Below are 20217 nucleotides of genomic sequence, written 5' to 3'. Positions count from 1 at the left end.
GTCGCTCCTCAGTCGAGGATGAAGCTCTCCAGATAGGCGGGATTGGCGCGGTCGAGCATCGACTGCGACCGGGCGCGGATCTGCCGGTCGCTGTGCTCGCTCGCCGGGAGCATCCAGAAGCGGTCGGCGCGGATGCCGTCGACGACGTGCTCGGCGACCTCCTCCACCGGGGTGAAGTCCACCGCGTGGCCGGCCTGCTTCATCGCGGCCTCGTACTGGTCGAGGCTGCGGTACGGGGTCTTGCGCGGCCGCTGCTTCGCGTACCGCTCGGGCCGGTTGCGGTGCGACTCCCACAGCCCGGTGCGCAGCATGTGCGGTCCGGGGAAGAGGACGGAGGCGCCGACGGGCGCGCGCACCGCCTTGAGGTGGGCGTACAGCGACTCGGTCATGGTGACCACGGCCGCCTTGGTGACGGCGTAGACGGAGGCGGTGGGCAGCGGGGCGATGCCGCCGTCGCCGGAGGAGGTGTTGACGACGTGGCCGGGGCCGCCGCCCGCGATCATGCGGGGGACGAAGGCCTGGATGCCGTGGAAGACGCCCCAGACGTTGACGGAGAACGCCCATTTCCAGTCGTTGGGCTCGTGCTCCCACATCCGGCCCTCGGCCCCGGAGCCGACGCCCGCGTTGTTGCAGAGCACGTGCACGGCGCCGAAGGCGTCGTACGCGGCGTCGGCGAGGGCGATGACGCTGTCGCGGTCGCTGACGTCGACGGGCCGGGCGAGCACCTGGGCGCCGTCGGCGGCCAGCTCGTCCGCGGCCTTGCGCAGGGCCCCCTCCTCCACGTCGGCGAGGACGACCTTCAGCCCCTCGGCGGCGAAGCGCCGGGCCATCGCGAGCCCGATGCCGCTGGCGGCGCCGGTGACGACGGCCACCTGTCCGGGTTCGAGCCTCATGTCGCCCTCCCCTGCGACGATCCCTCCGGGGGCGCGTCGAGGATCTGCATCGGGTCGTCGTAGCGCTGGTGGATGTAGGGGAGGAGCGCCTGGGCGCTGACGCGCTCGACGACGCGGCCCTTCTGGTCGGTGGTCTTCTCGCCGATGGTGATCTCCACGATCCGCCGTACGGGGAGGTCGGCGACCGGGTCGAACATCGACTCGCGCAGGACCACGTCACCGGTGATGTGCTCCAGCTTGCGGACCTTCTCGTTGCGGGTGACGTGTACGAGCACCGGGTCGGCGTCGAATCCCGAACCGTCCACCGCCGGGAGGAACTTGAAGTAGAAGTCGGTCTTGGCGGCCGGTTCGGGCAGCGGCAGCGGGCGGTCCACCGCCCCGCGCACCTCCACGAACGCGATCCCGTGCCGGGCCAGGGAGGCCCGTACGACGAGCCCCTCGCGCTCCACCTCCACCTCGCCCAGCTTCTTCGGCTCGCCGAAGACCTCGCGGCCGCCGATCAGGGCCCGCTCGTGGGTCATCGGCATGACCAGCGGGTACCAGCCCTCGACCCCGCCGTGCTGTGCGGCGACCGCCACCGAACCGGCGCCGAGGGGGTAGCCGGGCAGGTCGACCTTGCTGATGTTGGCCCGTACGAGGGGCCGCTCGGCGGGCTTGAGCGGTGGCGGCAGGACCGCCGCCACCACGTCCGGGTCGCTCTCCCAGACCGCCACCACTCCGGTGGACCAGATGTCGGGGAGCTGGGAACTCTTCTCGCGCGACGCCGTGATCTCGGCCTCGGTGCGCGCTCCGTACCGTACGCGTGCCATGTCTCGCGCCACCCTTCGGTAGGTTCTGTAACACAGTTACACCGCGACCGATGAAGGGTAAAGACCCCTGCACGGACCAGAACTGACGATCCGACAGATTGGCGGGAGAAGGCCATGGCCAGAAGCGCGCTCACCCGTGACGAGGTGCTGGCGGCGGCCGCCTCGCTGGTCAAGCAGCACGGCCCGGCCGCCCTCACCATGCGCAAGCTCGCGGCCGAGCTGGGCACGGCGGTGACGTCCATCTACTGGCACGTCGGCAACCGCGAGTCCCTGCTCGACGCGCTCGTGGAGCGGACCGTCCAGGAGATGGGCGCGATACGGCCGGCCGGCCGCACCCCCGCCGAGCGGATCCTCTCCGTGGCCCGGATCCTGCGCCGCGAACTGCGCGAGCGGCCCCACCTGATCGCGATGGTCCACGAACGCGGCCTCACCGAGCGGATGTTCCTGCCCGCCCAGCAGGCCCTGGTCCACGAGGTGCACGCGGCCGGGCTGCGCGGGGCACGGGCCGCCGACGCCGTGCGCGCGGTCCAGTTCCAGATCGTGGGGTACCTCCTCGTCGAACGCAACCGCGAGCGTTCCCCCGCCCAGTCCCCCGCCGAGAGCGACCTCTGGGACCCTTCCGTGGCCCCCGACGACCCGGAGCTCGCCCGCGCCCTGGCCCGCCCGGCCGACCCGGAGCGGCTGTTCCTGCTCTCCCTGCGCGCCCTGGTCCGCTCCCTGCTGGCGTCACCGAACCCGCCTCCGCGGTAGTCCGCTTTGCCGGCCCCGCGCCCGGGCCGGCCGAACCCGAGGGGCATCAGGTGTCAGTGTGTGCCGATATCCTCTGTGACCATGCTCGACGACCGTACGACCGCAGAGACGACGTGGCCGACCGCGTACCCCGACGGGTACGCGGTCGTCGACGTGGAGACGACCGGGCTCGCTCGCGACGACCGGATAATCTCCGCCGCCGTCTACCGGCTCGACGCTCAGGGCAATGTGGAGGACCACTGGTACACCCTGGTCAACCCGCAGCGCGATCCCGGCCCCGTCTGGATCCACGGGCTGACCAGCGACATGCTCCAGGACGCGCCGCTCTTCAAGGACATCGCCGAGGAGTTCGCGGGCCGGCTCGCGGACCGGGTGCTGGTCGCGCACAACGCCATGTTCGACTGGCAGATGATCGCCCGGGAGTACGCGCGGGCCGCCGAGACCGCGCCGGTCCGTCAGCGGCTGTGCACCATCGCCCTGTCGAAGGAGCTGAACCTCCCGCTGCCCAACCACAAGCTGGAGTCGCTCGCCGCGCACTTCGGCGTGGTCCAGCAGCGCGCCCACCACGCGCTCGACGACGCCCGCGTGCTCGCGGAGGCGTTCCGGCCCTCCCTGCACGCCGCCGCGCGGGACGGCGTACGCCTGCCCCTGCTGGAGTGCCGGCCGCTGACGGAGTGGTCGGACTCCCCCGTCACCCCGCGGATCGGCCGGCAGGCCTCGTACGGGACCAACAGCTGGCGTCCCTCGCGCAAGCGGCCGCCGTGCCCGCACCCCAACCCCGGGCGCTTCGAGGACGGAAAGCCGCTCAAGCAGGGCATGCGGATCGCCTTCTCGGGTGACACCTCGGTCGACCGGGAGCTGCTGGAGGACCGCGCGGTCGAGGCCGGGCTGCACGTGGCGACGAGTGTGTCGCGGCTCACGAGCCTGCTCGTGACGAACGACCCCGACTCGGCCACCTCCAAGACGGTCAAGGCGAAGTCCTTCGGTACGCCGGTGGTGGACGAGGCGGCCTTCACCCAACTGCTGCGGGACGTGGCTGCGGCAGACGGGTGAGCGTCGGGCGACTCGCCGTCACCCGCTTTCCCGTCCCGCCCGTCCGGTCCCACCCTGTGGCGCATGGCACGTTGTGAGGTATGCGGAAACGATTACGGCATGTCCTTCGAGGTGCACGCGCAGGGCAGCGTGCACGTCTTCGACTGCTTCTCCTGCGCCATCCACCGCATGGCACCCATCTGCGAGCACTGCCGCGTGCAGATCATCGGACAGGGCGTCGAGGTCGAGGGCCAGTGGTACTGCGGGGCGCACTGCGCCCGCGCGGAGGGGAAGGTGGGCATCGTCGACCGCGTGTGACCCTCCTCTCCCCCTCACCCCTCCCCTCTCCCCTCCCGACCCCGGACGGCCACCCGGCCGCCGGGGTCTTCTCGGCTGGGGGTACCGTCGTGGGCGTGTACCGCTTTGTGCTGACCCGGCAATGGGTGTGCCTCACCCTCGTCGCCCTCGCCCTCATCCCCGCGATGATCAAGCTGGGGTTCTGGCAGTACCACCGCCATGAGCACCGGGTCGCCCAGAACGAACTGATCGCCGGGAACCTGTCCGCGAAGCCGGTGCCGGTGACCGAGGTGACCTCCCCCGGCCACCAGGTCCCGCGGTCCGACTTCTGGCGCGCCGTCACCGCCACCGGCACGTACGACTCCGCGCACGAGGTCGTCGTACGCATGCGCACCGACAACGACGACAAGGTCGGATTCCACGTCCTGACCCCGCTGGTGCTCTCCGACGGCCGGGTGGTCCTGGTCAACCGCGGCTGGGTGGCGGGCGGCGACGACCCTCGCGCGTACCCGCCGGTGCCGGCCGCGCCCTCGGGCGAGGTCACCGTCACCGGACGGCTGAAGGCCGACGAGACGAGCGGCGGCAGCGGCATCAAGGACCGCAAGGGCCTGCCGGACCGCCAGGTGATGCTGATCAACAGCGCGCAGCAGGCGCAGTTCCTGGGCAAGTCCGTCCTCGGCGGCTACATGGAGCTCACCGCTCCGGCGCCGGCGGGCGGCAGCCCCGAGCCGATCGCCGATCCCGACCACGACTCGATCGGCCCGCACATGGCGTACGCCGTCCAGTGGTGGCTGTTCGCCGCCGCGGTGCCGGTGGGCTGGCTGGTCCTCGTACGGCGCGAGAAGCGCGACCGGGCCTCGGCCGCGGCGGCCGGCGCCACCCCCGAGCGGGAGCCGGCGCCGACGGCGTAGCGTGTCGGGCATGGATCTTGGACTGAAGGACCGTGTCTACGTCGTCACCGGAGCCACCCGCGGCCTGGGCTTCGCCTCGGCCCGCGAACTGGCGGCGGACGGCGCGAAGGTGATCGTGACGGGCCGCGACGCGGCGCGGGCAGCGGAGGCCGCCGCCTCTCTGGGGCCGAACGCCGTGGGCGTCGGCGCGGACAACGCCGACCCGCGGGCGGCGGCCGCGCTCGTCGCCACCGCGAAGGAACGCTTCGGCCGCCTCGACGGCATCCTCATCAGCGTCGGCGGCCCCGCCCCGGGTTCGGCGGTGAGCAACACCGACGAGCAGTGGGCGGCCGCCTTCGAGTCGGTCTTCCTCGGCGCGGTGCGCCTGGCCCGCGCGGCGACGGCCGAGCTGGGCGAGGGCGGGGTCATCGGCTTCGTCCTGTCGGGCTCCGTCCACGAGCCGATCCCGGGTCTGACCATCTCCAACGGGCTGCGGCCGGGGCTGGCCGGCTTCGCCAAGTCCCTGTCGGTGGAGCTCGGACCGCGCGGGATCCGGGTGGTCGGGCTGCTCCCGGCCCGGATCGACACCGACCGCGTCCGCGAGCTCGACGCCCTGTCGGGCGATGCGGCGGCGGCCCGCGCGGCCAACGAATCCGGCATTCCGCTGCGGCGCTACGGCACTCCCGAGGAGTTCGGCCGCGCGGCGGCCTTCCTGCTGTCGCCCGCGGCCTCGTACCTGACGGGCATCATGCTCCCGGTCGACGGCGGCTCCCGCCACGGCTTCTGACGCCCCGGGCCGTCAGGTCACCCGCCGGGCGCGGTGGGAGGTGATCCGGAAGCGGACCTCCGCGGGCAGTTCGGGGAGGCCCGCCGACCGGCGGGCGTGCCCGAGCACCGGCCCGGCCAGCCCCGCCAGGGCGTCGGCCGGGACGGCGTGCGGCTCCAGTTCCACGTCCACCCGCATCCTCGGCCCCGTGCGCCGGCCCCGGCGCCCCGGCCGGCCCCGCAGCGCGACACCGCACCGGGCGACCCCGTCCAGCGCCCCCGCCTCCGCGGCGACCGCCTCCTCCAACGCCCGCCCGCGCAACACCGCGAACGCGCCGTCCCCGGTGTCCACCGCCACCGCGGGCAGGCGCGAACGCCGCAGCTGCGCCAGCAGCCACCACAGGGCGAGCAGTACGCACACCCCGAGCCCGCCGAGCACCGCCCACCACCACCAGCCCTCGGCGTGCAGGTACCGCTCCCGGTTCGCCGCGCTCAGCAGCGGCTCGTGGCGGCCGCCCAGCGGCCCCGGCGCTACCGACAACCCCACCCCGGCGGCCAGCAGTACGGCGCCGATGACCCCGAGCACGATGCGGTTCACCGTCCCGAGCATGCCCTCACCTCTTTCCGACGGGGGCCCTGGTGACCCGTACCCGCGCCCGCGGCGGGTGCGCGAGGCCCAGTTCCGCGATGCCGACGGCCAAGACCTCCTCCAAGTCCGCCCGTACGTCGTCCAGCTCGCGGAAGTGCGAGGCGGCGCGGACCACCGCGTGGGAGCGTCGCACCCTGACCCGCGCCGACTGCACTCCCGACACCTCCATGGCCCGGTCCCGGAGCACCTGCGCGGCGGCCTTGCGGGCGAGCCCGGCCCGGATCCCGGCGGCCGTACCGGGCGGGCGCATCGGCAGGATCTTGCGCAGCCCCGGAGCCAGGGCGAGGAAGAGGAGCAGCGCCCCGACGACCGCGAGGACCCCGGCGCCGACGAGCACCGCCGGGTCCGCGGGGGTCTGCCGCTCCAGCTGCCGGGTGAGTTCGCGGCGCCACTCCATACCGGGGCGGTGGGCCCGTACGGCGGCCAGGTCGTAGAGGAAAAGGCCCGCCGCCCCGAGCACCGCCAGGGCGGTCAGCGCGGCCGGCACCCGCCGGGAGGAGCGGAACCGGGCGACGCGCACGGGCGCGGGCGCCCGGTCGGGGGCCGGTGCCCGGTCGGCGGCGGGCGCCGTCACCGCAGCTTCCGGTCCCGTACCGCGGCGGTGCGGGTGTGCGCGGAGTGCAGGTGCTCGATGTCGATGTCCACCTCGGGCACGGACATGCCGGCGTACTCCTCGACGCGGCGGACGACCCGGCTGCGCACGGCCGCGCACCGGGCGGCGAGGTCGGCGGGGTAGTCGAGCTCCAGGCTCACCCGTACGCGGGCGATGTCATGGTGCACGGTGACGGTGGCGTGCGGGGCTCCCGGCGCGGCGGCGCCCCCCGCTCCGGCCCCTTCGGCTCCGGGCGGGCCGTCCGGCCGCGCGGCCAGCGCCTCCCGGGCGGCCTGGGCCGCGATCTTGGCTACGACCCGGTCGGCGATCCGGGTGGCCCCCCGTTCGGCGGGGGGCGTGTGCGGGGGAACCACCCGTGGCGTGGTCATCGGGGCCTCACCTGTCACGGTCGCGGGGGCGGAAGAAGACGCCGGGTTCCAGGTCCCCGTCCAGGAACCGGCCGACGACGAAGCCGATGGCGCCGAGCGCCGCCACCAGCAGGAAGGCCCCGAATCCGCCGAAGTACCCGGCGAACGCGAGGGCCATGCCGGCGAAGAGGCCGACGATGGCCATCCTCATGCGGGCTCCTCCTTCACTGGAGTCGGGACTCCGGTTCCTCGTCGGGCTCGTCGGGCAGCTTCACGTCGCTGACCGCGATGTTGACCTCGACGACCTCCAGGCCCGTCATCCGCTCGACCGCCGAGATGACGTTCTCACGTACGGCCCTCGCGACGTCGCGGATCGACACGCCGTAGTCGACGACGATCTCCAGGTCGAGGGCGGTCTGCACCTCGCCGACCTCGGCCTTCACCCCACGGGAGGCCGAAGACTTCGCTCCGCCGGGCACCCGTTCGCGGACGGCGCCGAAGGTACGGGAGAGACCTGTGCCGCTGCCCATGGCGTGAACGCCGACCACCTCACGGGCGGCGAGCCCGGCGATCTTCTCGACCACCCCGTCCGAGATGGTGGTGCGGCCGCGGTCTGCCGGGGGGCGTGAGGCGCCCCCGGATGTGGATTCGGTCATCGCGTGTCCCTTCGCGCGGATTGGACTCACTCCGCACCACGGTATGCGCGGGGCCGCGGCGGCGCACCAGGACTACGCCGGTCGGCGGGGCGCACGGAGACCCGATCCGCAGGGGCGGGGGCGGGTCCTCCGGCGTCCACCCGCCGTACGTACCGGGCGGCGCGGCCGCGGGATGGCCCTGCGCGGGATCGCGCGGGCCCGTTCCCGCCGGCGGAGATCACCCGGCCGGCGGGCTTCGCCCTGGGATGCCCGGACGGCGGCATGGGGATCCGGGGGCCGCCCCCGCAACGCCGGGTCAGTCCGAGAGGCCCGCCAGGTCCCGCAGACGGCGGGCCTGAGCGGCGCGCTCCGCCGAGCGCTGGGCGTCGTACGAACGAGATCCGGCCTCGCGCAGCAGTGCCTTCGTCTCGATCACGGCGTCGCGCGGCGGGGCCAGCAGCGCCGTCGTGAGGTCCTGCACCGCGGCGTCCAGCTCCTCGGCCGGTACGACGAGGTTGGCCAGCCCGATCCGCTCCGCCTCCTCGGCGTGCACGAAGCGGCCCGTCGCGCAGATCTCCAGCGCGCGGGCGTAGCCGACCAGCGAGGTCAGCGGCTGGGTCCCGGCCAGGTCGGGCACGAGCCCCAGGCTGGTCTCGCGCATGGCGAACTGCACGTCGTCGGCGACCACGCGCAGGTCACACCCCAGCGCGAGCTGGAAGCCGGCGCCGATCGCGTGGCCCTGTACGGCGGCGATGGAGACGATGTCGCTCTGCCGCCACCAGGTGAAAGCCTCCTGGTACTCGGCGATGGTGGAGTCGAGCAGCTCGTCCGAGCCGCGCGCCAGATCGAGGAAGGACGGCTCGCCCTCGAAACCCTCGGGGGTGAACGCCTGCCGGTCGAGTCCGGCGGAGAAGGACTGGCCCTCACCGCGCAGCACCACGACCCGGACGGTGCCCGGCAACGACCTTCCGGCCTCCGCCAACGCCCGCCAGAGCGCGGGGGACTGAGCGTTTCGCTTGGCCGGATTGGTCAGTGTCACCGTTGCGACCGAGTCGTCCACGGTGAGCCGTACGCCGTCCTTGTCGAGCAGAGCCATCGGTGTGCCTCCGGTGTGCAGTCGGCCGCAATCCCGGCCTAAGTGACTGCACAGTAACCACCCGGTCGGCCGGAGGGCCGACCGGGGGTCACCGAAGGAACTACGGTGTGGGCAGCGAGCGTGATCCACCCCGGCCCCGGGCCTGACGGCCTGGATGGGGGTCGGTCAGGCCGAAGCCGCCTTCTTGCCGCGCGTCGCGCCACCGCGACCACGCAGAACGACTCCGGACTCACTGAGCATCCGGTGGACGAACCCGTAAGACCGGCCGGTTTCCTCGGCCAGCGCACGGATACTCGCACCGGAGTCGTACTTCTTCTTCAGGTCTGCCGCGAGCTTGTCGCGCGCGGCGCCGGTTACCCGGCTGCCCTTCTTCAGAGTCTCGGCCACCCGTGCCTCCTCATGGGAAGTGCGCTCTGGACTTCTCATGATCACCCCTCCCCGGCTTCCTGGCCACCCATTCAGCAAGGTCGGTACGACGACATTTCCCGAGCGGTGGACACATCAGCAGAACGGAATCTTCTCCTCCGCTGCATGACGTCCGTCACACTCCTCCACCCTCACCGGGAATGTCCAGGTCAGGGGCCGGAGAGCGAAAAACGACGGCCCCGGGCGCGTACCCGGACGGGCACGGCGGGGGCCGTCGTACAGAGCGCAGGGGTACGAGACCGTCTCACTCAGATGATGGATCACGCCTGGGCCGAATGATCCATAAGGAACTGGATCACCGGCCCGGAGAGGTTCAGGCGAGGGCGACGAGGTCCCGGTAGTCCGGGCCCCAGAGGTCTTCGACTCCGTCGGGGAGCAGGATGATCCGCTCCGGCTCCAGCGCCTCGACCGCGCCCTCGTCGTGCGTGACGAGGATGACCGCGCCCTTGTACGTGCGCAGCGCGCCCAGGATCTCCTCGCGGCTGGCCGGGTCCAGGTTGTTGGTGGGCTCGTCGAGGAGCAGCACGTTCGCCGAGGAGACGACCAGCGTGGCCAGGGCCAGACGGGTCTTCTCGCCGCCGGAGAGGACCCCGGCCGGCTTGTCGACGTCGTCCCCGGAGAAGAGGAAGGAGCCGAGCGTCTTGCGTACGGCGACCAGGTCCAGGTCGGGCGCGGCCGAGCGCATGTTCTCCAGGACCGTGCGCTCGGGGTCGAGCGTCTCGTGCTCCTGGGCGTAGTAGCCGAGCTTGAGGCCGTGGCCGGGGGTGACCTCGCCGGTGTCGGGCTTCTCGGCGCCCGCGAGCAGCCGCAGCAGCGTGGTCTTGCCGGCGCCGTTGAGGCCGAGGATGACGACGCGGGAGCCCTTGTCGATGGCCAGGTCGACGTCGGTGAAGATCTCCAGGGAGCCGTACGACTTCGACAGGCCCTCGGCGGTCAGCGGGGTCTTGCCGCAGGGCGCCGGGTCCGGGAAGCGCAGCTTGGCGACCTTGTCGGAGACGCGGACGGCGTCCAGGCCGGCGAGCAGGCGGTCGGCGCGCTTGGCCATGTTCTGGGCCGCGACGGTCTTCGTCGCCTTGGCGCGCATCTTGTCGGCCTGCGAGTTCAGGGCCGCGGCCTTCTTCTCGGCGTTCTGGCGCTCGCGCTTGCGGCGCTTCTCGTCGGCCTCGCGCTGCTGCTGGTAGAGCTTCCAGCCCATGTTGTAGATGTCGATGACCGAGCGGTTGGCGTCCAGGTAGAAGACCTTGTTCACCACGGTCTCGACGAGGTCGACGTCGTGGGAGATCACGACGAAGCCGCCGCGGTAGCTCTTCAGGTAGTCGCGCAGCCAGACGATCGAGTCGGCGTCGAGGTGGTTCGTGGGCTCGTCGAGGAGCAGGGTGTCGGCGTCCGAGAAGAGGATCCGGGCGAGTTCGACGCGGCGGCGCTGACCACCCGAGAGGGTGTGCAGCGGCTGGCCGAGGACCCGCTCGGGCAGGCTCAGGGCGGCCGAGATGGTCGCGGCCTCGGACTCGGCGGCGTACCCGCCCTTGGTGAGGAACTCGGTCTCCTGGCGCTCGTACTGCTTGAGGGCCTTCTCGCGGGTGGCGCCGGAGCCGGTGGCGATGCGCTCCTCGTTCATGCGCATCTTCTTGAGCAGCACGTCGAGGCCGCGGGCGGAGAGGATCCGGTCGCGGGCCAGGACGTCGAGGTCGCCGGTGCGCGGGTCCTGCGGGAGGTAGCCGACCTCGCCCGAGCGGGTGATGGAGCCGCCCGCGGGCTGGCCCTCGCCGGCGAGGCACTTGGTGAGCGTGGTCTTGCCCGCTCCGTTGCGGCCGACCAGGCCGATGCGGTCGCCCTTGGCGATGCGGAAGGAAGCGGACTCGATGAGGACGCGGGCGCCGGCGCGCAGCTCGATGCCGGTGGCGGTGATCACGGAAATACTCCAGGGCGGGGGGACGGCGGAAGGGGGGCAGGACGCGATGCTTCGACGCCGCTAATCCGCGAGGAGATTTGCCATGGGATTCATTCTACCGGGGGTGCGCAACCAGTTTTCGGGGCGTCCGGGCCCTTGACACGTCCCCCGTTCGGCGTACGGGCGGCCCCGGTGGGGCGGGGCGCGTATCAGGATGGACCGGGTGATACTCGCCGCAGGGGCGGCCACGCTGAATCGAGGCGGTGCGGGATGCAGTTCGACGACGACGCCGATCTGGACACGTCCGAGGTCAAGGACGTGCGCGGCAGCCGCGTCCCCGGCGGGCGGGCGACGATCGGCGGTGGCATCGCGGGCCTCGTCGCTCTGATCCTCGGGCTGCTCTTCGGTGTGGGACCGGACCAGCTGGGGCTCTCCTCCGGGAACCCGGAGTCGGCGGCGACCTCCTCGTCGGTCAGCGAGGTGCAGCAGAGCTGCAGGACCGGCCGGGACGCCAACGCGCGCGAGGACTGCCGGCTGGTCGCGGTCGTCAACAGCACCCAGGACTTCTGGAAGGACGAGTTCACCCGGCGCGGCGGCCGCTACACCCCGGCGTCGACGGTCTTCTTCAAGGACCGCGTGAACACCGCCTGCGGCGCCGCCACCACGGCGGTCGGCCCCTTCTACTGCCCGGCCGACCGGCAGGTCTACCTGGACCTGGGCTTCTTCGAGGACCTGCGGACGAAGTTCGGCGCGAACGGCGGCCCCTTCGCCCAGGCGTACGTCATCGCCCATGAGTACGGGCACCACATCCAGAACCTGACGGGGACCCTGCAGAAGGCCCAGGACGGGCGGCAGGGCGCGGGCAGCAACGCGGTCAAGGTCGAGCTCCAGGCCGACTGCTACGCCGGGGTGTGGGCGCGCAACGCGACGCGGGCCCCGGACGAGTCCACGGGCCGGCCGCTGATCAGCAGCCTCACCGACGAGGACATCAAGGACGGTCTCGACGCGGCGGCCGCGGTCGGCGACGACCGGATCCAGGAGAAGTTCCAGGGCCGGGTGACCCCGGAATCCTGGACGCACGGCTCGGCCCAGCAGCGCCAGCAGTGGTTCTACCAGGGCTACCGCACGGGCGACATGGCCCAGTGCAACACCTTCCGCTGACTGTCGGCGCCGCCTGCCATGCTGTGACCCAGGTCACCGTCACGAGAGGGAGTGGTCGCCATGGCAGGCGTTCCGTCCATCTGTCCCACGCTGCGATATCGCGACGCGAAGGCGGCCATCAAGCTGCTGACCGGGGCCTTCGGCTTCAGCCAGGTCGCGGTGTACGAGGGCGACGACGGCTCGGTGATGCACGCGGAGCTGGCGTACGGCAACGGCGTGGTGATGCTCGGCAGCAAACGCACCGGCAGCGTCTTCGACAAGGCCATGGGGGACGGCGGGCCCGTGGGGGTCTACGTGGTGGTCGACGACGTCGACGCGCACCACCGGCGGGCCGCGGAGCACGGCGTGGAGATCCTGATGGAGCCCACCGACCAGGACTACGGGTCCCGCGACTACATGGCCCGCGACGGCGAGGGCAACGTCTGGAGCTTCGGGACGTACGCGCCGCAGGTCTGAGACCCGCGGCGCGCTCCCGTCTTCAGGCGCGGCCCGGCGCGTCCCGGCACCGCGGTCGCTACGCGCCGCCGGTGTGGACCTGGAAGGCGGCCCGGCGGACCGCTTTGGCGAGGGCCGGGTCCGGGTGCGCGGCCGCCAGGGCGACCAGCACCTGGACGGTGCGCGGATGGCCGACCGCGCGGACCTCGTCCAGCAGCCGCGGGACGGTGGTGCGGACGGCCGAATCGAGGTGGCGTGCCAGCAGCTCGGCCTCGCCGTGGTCGGCGATGGCGGCCGCGGTGTCCACCCAGAGCCAGGTCGTCTCCTCGGCGGTGAGCACGTCCTGGGCCTCGTCGGGATCCACCCCGTCGTGCTCGGCGAGCCAGAGCAGGGCGTAGGGCCGCAGGGCGGGATCGCGGACGGCGGCGCGCACCTCGGGTTCGGCCGGGGCGCCGACCACGCGCAGGGCCTCGAAGGCGAGCCCGCGCAACAGGGCGTCCTCGCCGCGGGCGGCGTGCAGCAGTTCGCTGACGGCGTGCCCGACGGGCCGGGCGGCGAGCCAGGCCTGGTACTCGGCGCGGGCGGGTCCCGGGGTGAGCCGGGCGCAGCCGTGGAGCATCGCGGCGGCGGACTGCTCGATGTTCCCGGCGGGGCTCTGCGCGGCGACGCAGATCTGTTCGAGCTTGACCCAGACGGCCCAGCTGCCGAGCGGGGTGAGGGCGGCCTGCGCGGGGCCGAGGGTGACGGCGTCCACGGCGGCGAGCCCGCCGAGCGCCCAGCGCAGCAGCCGGGCGATCGGGACGGGAGCCGCGTGGCCGTTCGCCTCGGGAGTGGTGTCCGGTCCGGCCGGCGCCGCGCCGGTGGGCTGCGTCTCGCGCGCGGGGGCGTCGTAGGGGATCTCGCAGCGCTCGTCGCGCAGTTCGGTGACCCGCTGCCCGAGCAGGTCCAGCAGGTCCGGGACGGTCACGGGACCGGCGGACAGCTGGAGCAGGGAGAGCAGTTGCGGCATCGCCTCGACCACCTCGGCGACGACCGCGGGGGCGATGTCGGCGGGGGCCGGGTGGACGAGCGACCAGGCGTCGAACAGGGCCACCCAGCCGCGCAGTACGGCGCTGTCGTCGCGGTCCCAGGCGCGCAGCCGCCAGCCGGGCCTGGCCTGGCCGCCGTGCACCTCGACGAGGCCAGCGAGCCGCGCGCGGTCCCAGCCGACGCGGATCTGTCCGTGGGTCAGGTTCAGTTCACCGGCGGCACGTTCGACGTCGGCGGTGGGCAGCGCTCCCGCCGGGGCGGGCCTGCCGCCGTCGCCGGCCCCGAGGTTGAGCTCGGCCCAGCGGGCGAGCCGTACCGCGTCGGCCAGCGAGGCCCGGGCCCGGCGCGCGAGTTCGGCCGTGGCGGGGGTGCCCGCCGGGGGCCGGGAGGCCGTACGGGCCCGTCGGTCGGTCACCGCCTTGCGGGCCGCGGCGACGGAACGCGGGGAGACGAGTCGGAGTCTGGAGTCGCGAGCCAACTGCTCATCAGGCTTTCGGGACGTCACGGAAGCAGTCTCGCCCGTCACCGGCCGAAAGCCCAAACGGAACCAGCCATTATCGCGAGTCAGCAGGGGGACATACCGGGATGATCCATCCTCCCCGCCCCCTCCGGCACACGGCCTTCACATGAGAGGGGTGAGGAATCGCCTCAGGGCTTCCTCGTATCCGGCCGGATCCGCGTTCCACATCGCCCCGTGGCCGGCTTCGCGGACGGTCCGCAGCGTGACCAGGTCGGGCCGGGCCTCGGCGAGCCGGCGCGAGGGGCCCCAGGGGGCCAGCGTGTCGTCCGGCCCGTGGAAGATCAGGACCGGGACGCGCAGCGCCGCAGGGTCCGCCCCGGGGGCCAGCCGGTCGGCGCGCAGTCCCGCACGCCCCTCGGCCGCCCGCACCGCGAACGGAACGAGCGCCGCCGGGGTGCGGCGGGCGGCGACGAGCGCACGCAGGGTGGTGTGCCAGTCGAGCACCGGCGAGTCCAGCACGAGCCCGGAGATCCGGTCGGCGAGCGCCGAGCGCTCGGCGGCGTGCAGGGCCATGGCGGCCCCGGTGGACCAGCCGTGCAGGACGACCCGGCGGGCCCCGTAGCGCACGGCGTAGCGGATGGCGGCGTCCACGTCCCGCCACTCGGATTCACCGAGGTGGCCGAGACCGTCCGGTGACGCGGGGGCGCCGAGGTCCCCGCGGTAGGCGAGGTCGAGGACGGGCATCCCCTGGCGGTGCAGGAAGGGCATGACCACCATCGGGTGCTCCCGGCCGGCGCCGAGCCCGTGCACGGTGATCACCCAGGTGTCGCGGGCGGCGGGCACGAACCAGGCGGGCAGTCCGCCCAGCTCGCCGGGGACGTCCACGTCGGCGTGGTCGAGCCCGAGGGCGGCCCGCGGGTCCCCCGCGTGGACCTGGGGGGTGAGGGTGACCCGGGTGCCGGGGTCGAGGCTGCCGTGGGTGACCGCGAGGAGCCGGCGTACGACGGCGTCCGGGCCGGGATCGAACCCGTCGAGGACGGACCCGACCACGGCGTGCACCCCCGGCGCGCTGAGCCCGTACGTACCCGGGCGCAGGGAGGCCAGCGAGCGGGTCAGGGTGATCCGCCCGGAGCCGCTGGAGTGCACGCTGAGCCGGGGCCCGCCGGGCAGGGGGCGTCCAGGTTCGTGGCGCAGGGCGGCGTCGGCCGCGTACCGGCCGGCGGCGACCGCGGCGGCGCCGGCCCCGACGAGAGTGGTCGCGACGGCCGCGGCGGTCGCTGTGGCGGAAGGCACGGCTCCAGTGTCGAGGCGGGAGCGCCTGCGGGCCACTGGAGCGGAATGCTCCGATTGCGGCCGGACGAGGACGGGAAGAGATGGCGCGGCGGTCCGGCGGGCCCCCCGGCGGGGAGTGATCTACGTCTCCCCCCGAACCCCTCCGGGGCCGGCCCGAGGGACCGGAACCCCTTGCGGAGCCACTCGGTTACCCGGGGTTGACGTGCATGTATCGCCGTATCAGCGGCAAAATGGGGATGAAGGTCCCGATGACGTGACGGGCCAGTACACCGGTGCGCCCCAGCCAGTTCACCTTCCGTTCATCCAGGTTGCCTACGGTCGCCGAGCCACTGACGTCAAACAGAAGCCTGGGTAAATGGAGCACATAACGCTTCTCCTCGGGATCGTGATCATCACCGCTCTCGTGTTCGACTTCACGAACGGTTTCCACGACACAGCCAACGCGATGGCGACCACCATCTCGACCGGCGCCCTCAAGCCCAAGACGGCGGTGGCCATGTCCGCCGTGCTCAACCTCGTCGGCGCGTTCATGTCCGTGGAGGTCGCCAAGACGATCTCCAAGGGCCTGGTCAACGAAGAGGGCATCCAGCCAGAAGTGATCTTCGCCGCCCTGGTCGGCGCGATCCTCTGGAACCTCGTCACCTGGCTGGTCGGACTCCCCTCCAGCTCCTCGCACGCCCTGATGGGCGGCCTGGTCGGCGCGGCCGTCGCCTCCGCGGGCCTCGGCGCCGTCAACGGCGGCACGCTCGTCACCAAGGTGCTGCTGCCCGCGATCGCCGCGCCGATCGTGGCCGGTGTGGCCGCGATGCTGGCCGCCAAGGTCACGTACAAGCTGGGCGGGAACGTCGGCAAGAAGACCTCCGCCAAGGGCTACAAGGCCGGTCAGATCGCCTCGGCGGGTCTCGTCTCCCTCGCGCACGGCACCAACGACGCGCAGAAGACGATGGGCATCATCACCCTGGCGCTGGTCGCCGGCGGCGCGCTCGCGCCCGGCTCCAACCCGCCGGTCTGGGTCATCGTCTCCGCCGGCATGGCGATCGCCATGGGCACCTACCTGGGCGGCTGGCGCATCATCCGCACCATGGGCAGCGGCCTGACCGACCTGCAGCCGCAGCAGGGCTTCGCCGCCCAGACCTCGGCCGCGAGCGTCATCCTGGCCTCCTCCACCCTCGGCTTCTCCCTCTCCACCACCCACGCGTGCTCCGGCGCCGTCATGGGTGCGGGCCTCGGCCGCAAGGGAGGCGTGGTCCGCTGGTCCACCGCCAGCCGCATGTTCATCGCCTGGGGCCTGACCCTGCCGGCCGCCGCCGTCGTCGCCTCCGGTGCCGAGCTGGTCATGCGCACCGGTGACGTCGGTGTCGCCGCCGTCGCGCTCTTCCTGGTCGCCTCCTGCGTCGCCATCTGGCTCATCTCGCGCCGCCAGGTCGTCGACCACAGCAACGTCAACGAGGTGCAGCCGGCCGCGGCCGAGGAGCCGGGCGTCGTCACCACGGCCATGGCCGCCGTCACCGTCCCGCCGACGGTGGCCGCCGAGGCCGCCGCCGGTACGACCGCCGCGGTCACGGACGAGGCGCTGAAGGCCACCATCCCGGCGGCCGCACCGACCACGCCGGCGGCCCCCGCCGCCGCGGTCTGACCCCGAGAACGACAGAGGAATCCGCAGTATGAAGATCGACTGGGCAGCACTCGGCTCCGTCTTCGGGGTCAGCCTCTCCGCCACCGTCGCCCTCGTGGCCCTGTTCACCCTGGGTCTGGTGGGCCTCTCCAAGCACGAGACCGCCACCGAGCAGGGCGGCGCCGCCACCCTCGCCCGCAGCGGCGCGTACGCCTGCTTCGCGCTCGTCGCGGCGGCCGTGGGGTACGGGATCTACCTGATCGTCAGCTGACCCGGTCCGACCGACCGGTCCACGGCGTGCCGAAGCTCCCTCCGGGATTCCCGGGGGGAGCTTTCGTGCGCCCGCGACCCGCCTCCCTGACCTGCACCGCCGCAGGTCAACGGCGAGTTGACGGGCCTTCTCGGTGCGTGGTGGACTGCCCGAGCCAATACGGCGGCATGGAGAGGAAGTCCGGTGCGAATCCGGCGCGGTCCCGCCACTGTCACCGGGGAGCACGCGGCGCGTGCGCCCCGGGAGCCAGGAACTCCCACCGCCGGACACGTCGAACCAGGGCGCGGACCCTGAGTGAGGACATACCTGCACCATGCGTGCCGACCGCGTCTTCGCGTACGGCGCCACGGCGGGCCTGATCGGCGACCGGATCCTCGGTGATCCGCGCCGGGGGCACCCCGTGGCCGCCTTCGGACGAGCCGCCACCGCCGTCGAGCGCGCCCTGTGGCGCGACGACCGCGCACGGGGCGTTCTGCACACCCTCATATGCGCCGGGGGCGCGGCAGCCGTCGGCGCGCTGGGCGCCCGCGCCGTGCGCTCCCGGCCCGCGGCCACCCGTATCGCCCTGACCGCGGTGGCCACCTGGGCCGTCGTCGGCGGCACCTCGCTGGGCCGGGAGGCCCGCGCCATCGGCGGCGCGCTCGCCGCCGGGGACGCCGAGGTGGCCCGGGAGCGGCTGCCGCACCTGTGCGGGCGCGATCCGCAGGCCCTGGACGGGCAGCAGATGGCCCGCGCCGTCGTGGAGTCGGTCGCCGAGAACACCTCCGACGCGGTGGTCGGCGCCCTGGTGTGGGGCGCCGCGGCCGGTGTCCCGGGGCTGCTGGCGTTCCGCGCCGTGAACACCCTGGACGCGATGGTCGGCCACAAGTCCCCGCGCCACCTGCGCTACGGCTGGGCCTCGGCCCGGCTCGACGACCTCATGGGCTGGCCGGGCGCCCGGCTGACCGCGCTGGCCGCCGCGGCGGCCGGGCCCGACCGGCGGGGAGCCGTACGCGCCTGGCGCGCGGACGCCGCCGCACACCCGAGCCCGAACGCCGGGCCCGTGGAGGCCTCCTTCGCCGGGGCGCTCGGGGTGCGGCTGGGCGGGACCCTTTCGTACGGCGGGCGCATCGAGCACCGGGCCGTGCTGAACGGCGAGGAGGGGCGGCCGGTGGAGGCCGCCGACATCGAACGCGCGGTACGGCTGTCCCGTCAGGTGACGTGGCTGGCGCTGGGGGCGTGCGTGGCACTGCGCTGTGCGGTCTCGTACGGCATACGGAAGGGGCGCGGATGAGCGGCGCGAAGCAGCTCGGCGGGGGACTTCTCGTCGCCGGCACCACATCGGACGCGGGCAAGAGCGTGGTCACGGCGGGCATCTGCCGCTGGCTGGCCCGGCAGGGCGTGAAGGTGGCGCCGTTCAAGGCGCAGAACATGTCGCTGAACTCGTTCGTGACGCGCGAGGGCGCCGAGATCGGGCGCGCGCAGGCGATGCAGGCGCAGGCGGCCCGCGTGGAGCCGACGGCGCTGATGAACCCGGTGCTGCTCAAGCCCGGCAGCGACCGCAGCAGCCAGGTGGTGCTGCTGGGCAAGCCGGTGGGCGAGATGAGTGCGCGCGGCTACCACGGGGGGCGCCAGGAGCAGTTGCTCGGCGTCGTCACGGACTGCCTGGAGCAGCTGCGGGGCACGTATGACGCCGTGATCTGTGAGGGGGCCGGCAGTCCGGCCGAGATCAACCTGCGCCGGACCGACATCGTGAACATGGGCATCGCGCGGGCCGCCCGGTTCCCGGTGGTCGTGGTCGGGGACATCGACCGGGGCGGGGTCTTCGCCTCGTTCTTCGGGACGACGGCCCTGCTGTCGCCGCAGGACCAGTCGCTGATCGCCGGATACATGGTCAACAAGTTCCGCGGCGACGTGTCGCTGCTGGAGCCCGGCATGGAGATGCTGCGCGGCCTGACCGGGCGCGCCACGTACGGGGTGCTGCCGTTCAAGCACGGCCTGGGCATCGACGAGGAGGACGGGCTCCGGGTCTCCCTGCGGGGCGCGGTGCGCGAATCGGTCGTGGCCCCGCCGCTCGGCGAGGACGTGCTGCGGGTCGCGGTGTGCGCGGTCCCGCTGATGTCGAACTTCACGGACGTGGACGCGCTGGCGGCGGAGCCGGGCGTGGTGGTGCGGTTCGTGGACCGGGCCGAGGAACTGGCCGACGCGGACCTGGTGGTGGTGCCGGGCACGCGCGGCACGGTGAAGGCGCTGGAGTGGCTGCGCGAGCGCGGCCTGGCGGACGCGCTGCTGCGGCGGGCCGCCGAGGGCCGGCCGGTGCTGGGGATCTGCGGCGGCTTCCAGGTGCTCGGCGAGCACATCGAGGACGAGGTCGAGTCGCGGGCGGGCTCGGTGGACGGGCTGGGCCTGCTGCCGGTACGGATCCGCTTCGAGCGGGAGAAGACCCTGGAGCGGCCTTCCGGGACGGCGCTCGGCGAGGCGGTCGACGGGTACGAGATCCACCACGGGGTGGCCGAGGTGCTCGGCGGGGAACCGTTCCTGGACGGGTGCCGGGTCGGCTCGGTGTGGGGCACGCACTGGCACGGCTCACTGGAGTCGGACGGCTTCAGGCGGGCGTTCCTGCGCGAGGTGGCCGCGGCCGCCGGCCGCCGCTTCGTCCCGTCCCCGGACACCTCCTTCTCCTCCCTCAGGGAGGAGCAGCTGGACCTGCTGGGCGACCTGATCGAGGAACACGCCGACACCGACGGGCTGCTGAGGCTGATCGAAGCGGGGGCCCCGGCGGGCCTCCCCTTCCTCCCCCCGGGCGCGCCGTGACGGCCCCGGCCCCGCGGGCGGCCCCGCCCGCCCCGTACGACCACACCGGCCCGCGCACGCGCACCCG

At 73.3% G+C, this 20217-nt stretch carries 23 protein-coding genes and 1 riboswitch; of the genes, 11 read left to right on the top strand and 12 right to left on the bottom strand.

The window, feature by feature from the left end; translation table 11 throughout:
- Nucleotides 1–8: 8 nt before the first annotated feature.
- Both CP980_RS25555 and CP980_RS25550 read right to left on the bottom strand, forming a co-directional pair.
- A complete protein-coding gene (locus CP980_RS25555; protein ID WP_150529166.1) occupies nt 9–893 on the bottom strand; it encodes an SDR family NAD(P)-dependent oxidoreductase in 885 nt (294 codons plus the stop codon).
- Nucleotides 890–1702, bottom strand: a complete 813-nt coding sequence (locus CP980_RS25550; RefSeq protein ID WP_099893493.1) for an acetoacetate decarboxylase family protein — start codon at nt 1700–1702, stop codon at nt 890–892. Before CP980_RS25550 ends, CP980_RS25555 begins: the two co-directional genes overlap by 4 nt.
- Before the next feature lie 114 nt (nt 1703–1816).
- Here CP980_RS25550 and CP980_RS25545 point away from each other — a divergent pair, with 114 nt between their 5' ends.
- From CP980_RS25545 to CP980_RS25525, 5 genes are all read left to right on the top strand, one after another.
- Nucleotides 1817–2452 (top strand): TetR/AcrR family transcriptional regulator, encoded by a 636-nt coding sequence (locus CP980_RS25545; protein ID WP_150529165.1) that lies wholly within the window; start codon nt 1817–1819, stop codon nt 2450–2452.
- 75 nt (nt 2453–2527) lie between these two features.
- Nucleotides 2528–3505, top strand: coding sequence for a DEDDh family exonuclease (locus CP980_RS25540; protein WP_132760732.1), 978 nt, complete (start codon nt 2528–2530; stop codon nt 3503–3505).
- 63 nt (nt 3506–3568) lie between these two features.
- Nucleotides 3569–3802 carry a hypothetical protein gene (locus tag CP980_RS25535; RefSeq protein ID WP_078622409.1) on the top strand — a complete coding sequence of 78 codons (234 nt, stop codon included), beginning with the start codon at nt 3569–3571 and terminating at the stop codon, nt 3800–3802.
- A gap of 95 nt (nt 3803–3897) precedes the next feature.
- Nucleotides 3898–4692: an SURF1 family cytochrome oxidase biogenesis protein gene (locus CP980_RS25530; RefSeq protein ID WP_150529164.1), complete on the top strand. Its 795-nt coding sequence runs from the start codon at nt 3898–3900 to the stop codon at nt 4690–4692.
- 10 nt (nt 4693–4702) lie between these two features.
- Nucleotides 4703–5458, top strand: a complete 756-nt coding sequence (locus tag CP980_RS25525; RefSeq protein ID WP_150529163.1) for an SDR family oxidoreductase — start codon at nt 4703–4705, stop codon at nt 5456–5458.
- Between the two features lie 12 nt (nt 5459–5470).
- Here the strand turns inward: CP980_RS25525 and amaP are convergent, their stop codons facing one another.
- From amaP to CP980_RS25485, 8 genes are all read right to left on the bottom strand, one after another.
- The gene (gene amaP / locus CP980_RS25520) at nt 5471–6046 is read right to left on the bottom strand and encodes an alkaline shock response membrane anchor protein AmaP (RefSeq protein WP_132760562.1); all 576 of its coding nucleotides are present in this window, start codon (nt 6044–6046) and stop codon (nt 5471–5473) included.
- 4 nt (nt 6047–6050) lie between these two features.
- Nucleotides 6051–6659 (bottom strand): DUF6286 domain-containing protein, encoded by a 609-nt coding sequence (locus tag CP980_RS25515; RefSeq protein WP_150529162.1) that lies wholly within the window; start codon nt 6657–6659, stop codon nt 6051–6053.
- Nucleotides 6656–7066: an Asp23/Gls24 family envelope stress response protein gene (locus CP980_RS25510; RefSeq protein WP_150529161.1), complete on the bottom strand. Its 411-nt coding sequence runs from the start codon at nt 7064–7066 to the stop codon at nt 6656–6658. Before CP980_RS25510 ends, CP980_RS25515 begins: the two co-directional genes overlap by 4 nt.
- Before the next feature lie 7 nt (nt 7067–7073).
- Nucleotides 7074–7256, bottom strand: coding sequence for a hypothetical protein (locus CP980_RS25505; protein ID WP_099893487.1), 183 nt, complete (start codon nt 7254–7256; stop codon nt 7074–7076).
- Nucleotides 7257–7269: 13 nt separating this feature from the next.
- Nucleotides 7270–7701: an Asp23/Gls24 family envelope stress response protein gene (locus tag CP980_RS25500; RefSeq protein WP_132760565.1), complete on the bottom strand. Its 432-nt coding sequence runs from the start codon at nt 7699–7701 to the stop codon at nt 7270–7272.
- Between the two features lie 295 nt (nt 7702–7996).
- Nucleotides 7997–8776 (bottom strand): enoyl-CoA hydratase/isomerase family protein, encoded by a 780-nt coding sequence (locus tag CP980_RS25495; RefSeq protein WP_150529160.1) that lies wholly within the window; start codon nt 8774–8776, stop codon nt 7997–7999.
- A 165-nt stretch (nt 8777–8941) separates the two neighbouring features.
- On the bottom strand, nt 8942–9163 hold the full coding sequence (locus CP980_RS25490; protein ID WP_005319113.1) for a helix-turn-helix domain-containing protein: 222 nt from the start codon (nt 9161–9163) through the stop codon (nt 8942–8944).
- Nucleotides 9164–9515: 352 nt separating this feature from the next.
- A complete protein-coding gene (locus CP980_RS25485) occupies nt 9516–11114 on the bottom strand; it encodes an ABC-F family ATP-binding cassette domain-containing protein (RefSeq protein ID WP_132760567.1) in 1599 nt (532 codons plus the stop codon).
- Between the two features lie 249 nt (nt 11115–11363).
- Here CP980_RS25485 and ypfJ point away from each other — a divergent pair, with 249 nt between their 5' ends.
- The gene (ypfJ, locus tag CP980_RS25480; RefSeq protein WP_132760568.1) at nt 11364–12254 is read left to right on the top strand and encodes a KPN_02809 family neutral zinc metallopeptidase; all 891 of its coding nucleotides are present in this window, start codon (nt 11364–11366) and stop codon (nt 12252–12254) included.
- A gap of 60 nt (nt 12255–12314) precedes the next feature.
- A complete protein-coding gene (locus CP980_RS25475) occupies nt 12315–12710 on the top strand; it encodes a VOC family protein (RefSeq protein ID WP_132760569.1) in 396 nt (131 codons plus the stop codon).
- Nucleotides 12711–12768: 58 nt separating this feature from the next.
- Here the strand turns inward: CP980_RS25475 and CP980_RS25470 are convergent, their stop codons facing one another.
- Both CP980_RS25470 and CP980_RS25465 read right to left on the bottom strand, forming a co-directional pair.
- Nucleotides 12769–14223 (bottom strand): hypothetical protein, encoded by a 1455-nt coding sequence (locus CP980_RS25470; RefSeq protein ID WP_373312975.1) that lies wholly within the window; start codon nt 14221–14223, stop codon nt 12769–12771.
- A 117-nt stretch (nt 14224–14340) separates the two neighbouring features.
- The gene (locus CP980_RS25465; RefSeq protein WP_132760570.1) at nt 14341–15471 is read right to left on the bottom strand and encodes an alpha/beta hydrolase family protein; all 1131 of its coding nucleotides are present in this window, start codon (nt 15469–15471) and stop codon (nt 14341–14343) included.
- Between the two features lie 355 nt (nt 15472–15826).
- Between CP980_RS25465 and CP980_RS25460 the strand changes: the two genes are divergently transcribed.
- The 4 genes from CP980_RS25460 (at nt 15827) to CP980_RS25445 (ending at nt 20150) form a co-directional block, all read left to right on the top strand.
- Entirely contained in the window at nt 15827–17107 is a 1281-nt protein-coding gene (locus CP980_RS25460) for an inorganic phosphate transporter (RefSeq protein WP_132760571.1), read from the top strand.
- Between the two features lie 28 nt (nt 17108–17135).
- Nucleotides 17136–17357, top strand: coding sequence for a hypothetical protein (locus CP980_RS25455; protein WP_099893479.1), 222 nt, complete (start codon nt 17136–17138; stop codon nt 17355–17357).
- A gap of 124 nt (nt 17358–17481) precedes the next feature.
- Nucleotides 17482–17632: riboswitch (cobalamin riboswitch) on the top strand.
- 38 nt (nt 17633–17670) lie between these two features.
- Nucleotides 17671–18630, top strand: coding sequence for a cobalamin biosynthesis protein (locus CP980_RS25450; RefSeq protein ID WP_150529159.1), 960 nt, complete (start codon nt 17671–17673; stop codon nt 18628–18630).
- Nucleotides 18627–20150: a cobyric acid synthase gene (locus tag CP980_RS25445; protein ID WP_132760573.1), complete on the top strand. Its 1524-nt coding sequence runs from the start codon at nt 18627–18629 to the stop codon at nt 20148–20150. Before CP980_RS25450 ends, CP980_RS25445 begins: the two co-directional genes overlap by 4 nt.
- The last annotated feature ends 67 nt before the right edge of the window (nt 20151–20217 follow it).

Origin of the sequence: Streptomyces vinaceus (genome assembly GCF_008704935.1) — a bacterium.
Classification (GTDB): domain Bacteria; phylum Actinomycetota; class Actinomycetes; order Streptomycetales; family Streptomycetaceae; genus Streptomyces; species Streptomyces vinaceus.
Note: the sequence above shows the minus strand (reverse complement) of the source record. Positions and strands in the feature narration are given on the sequence as shown.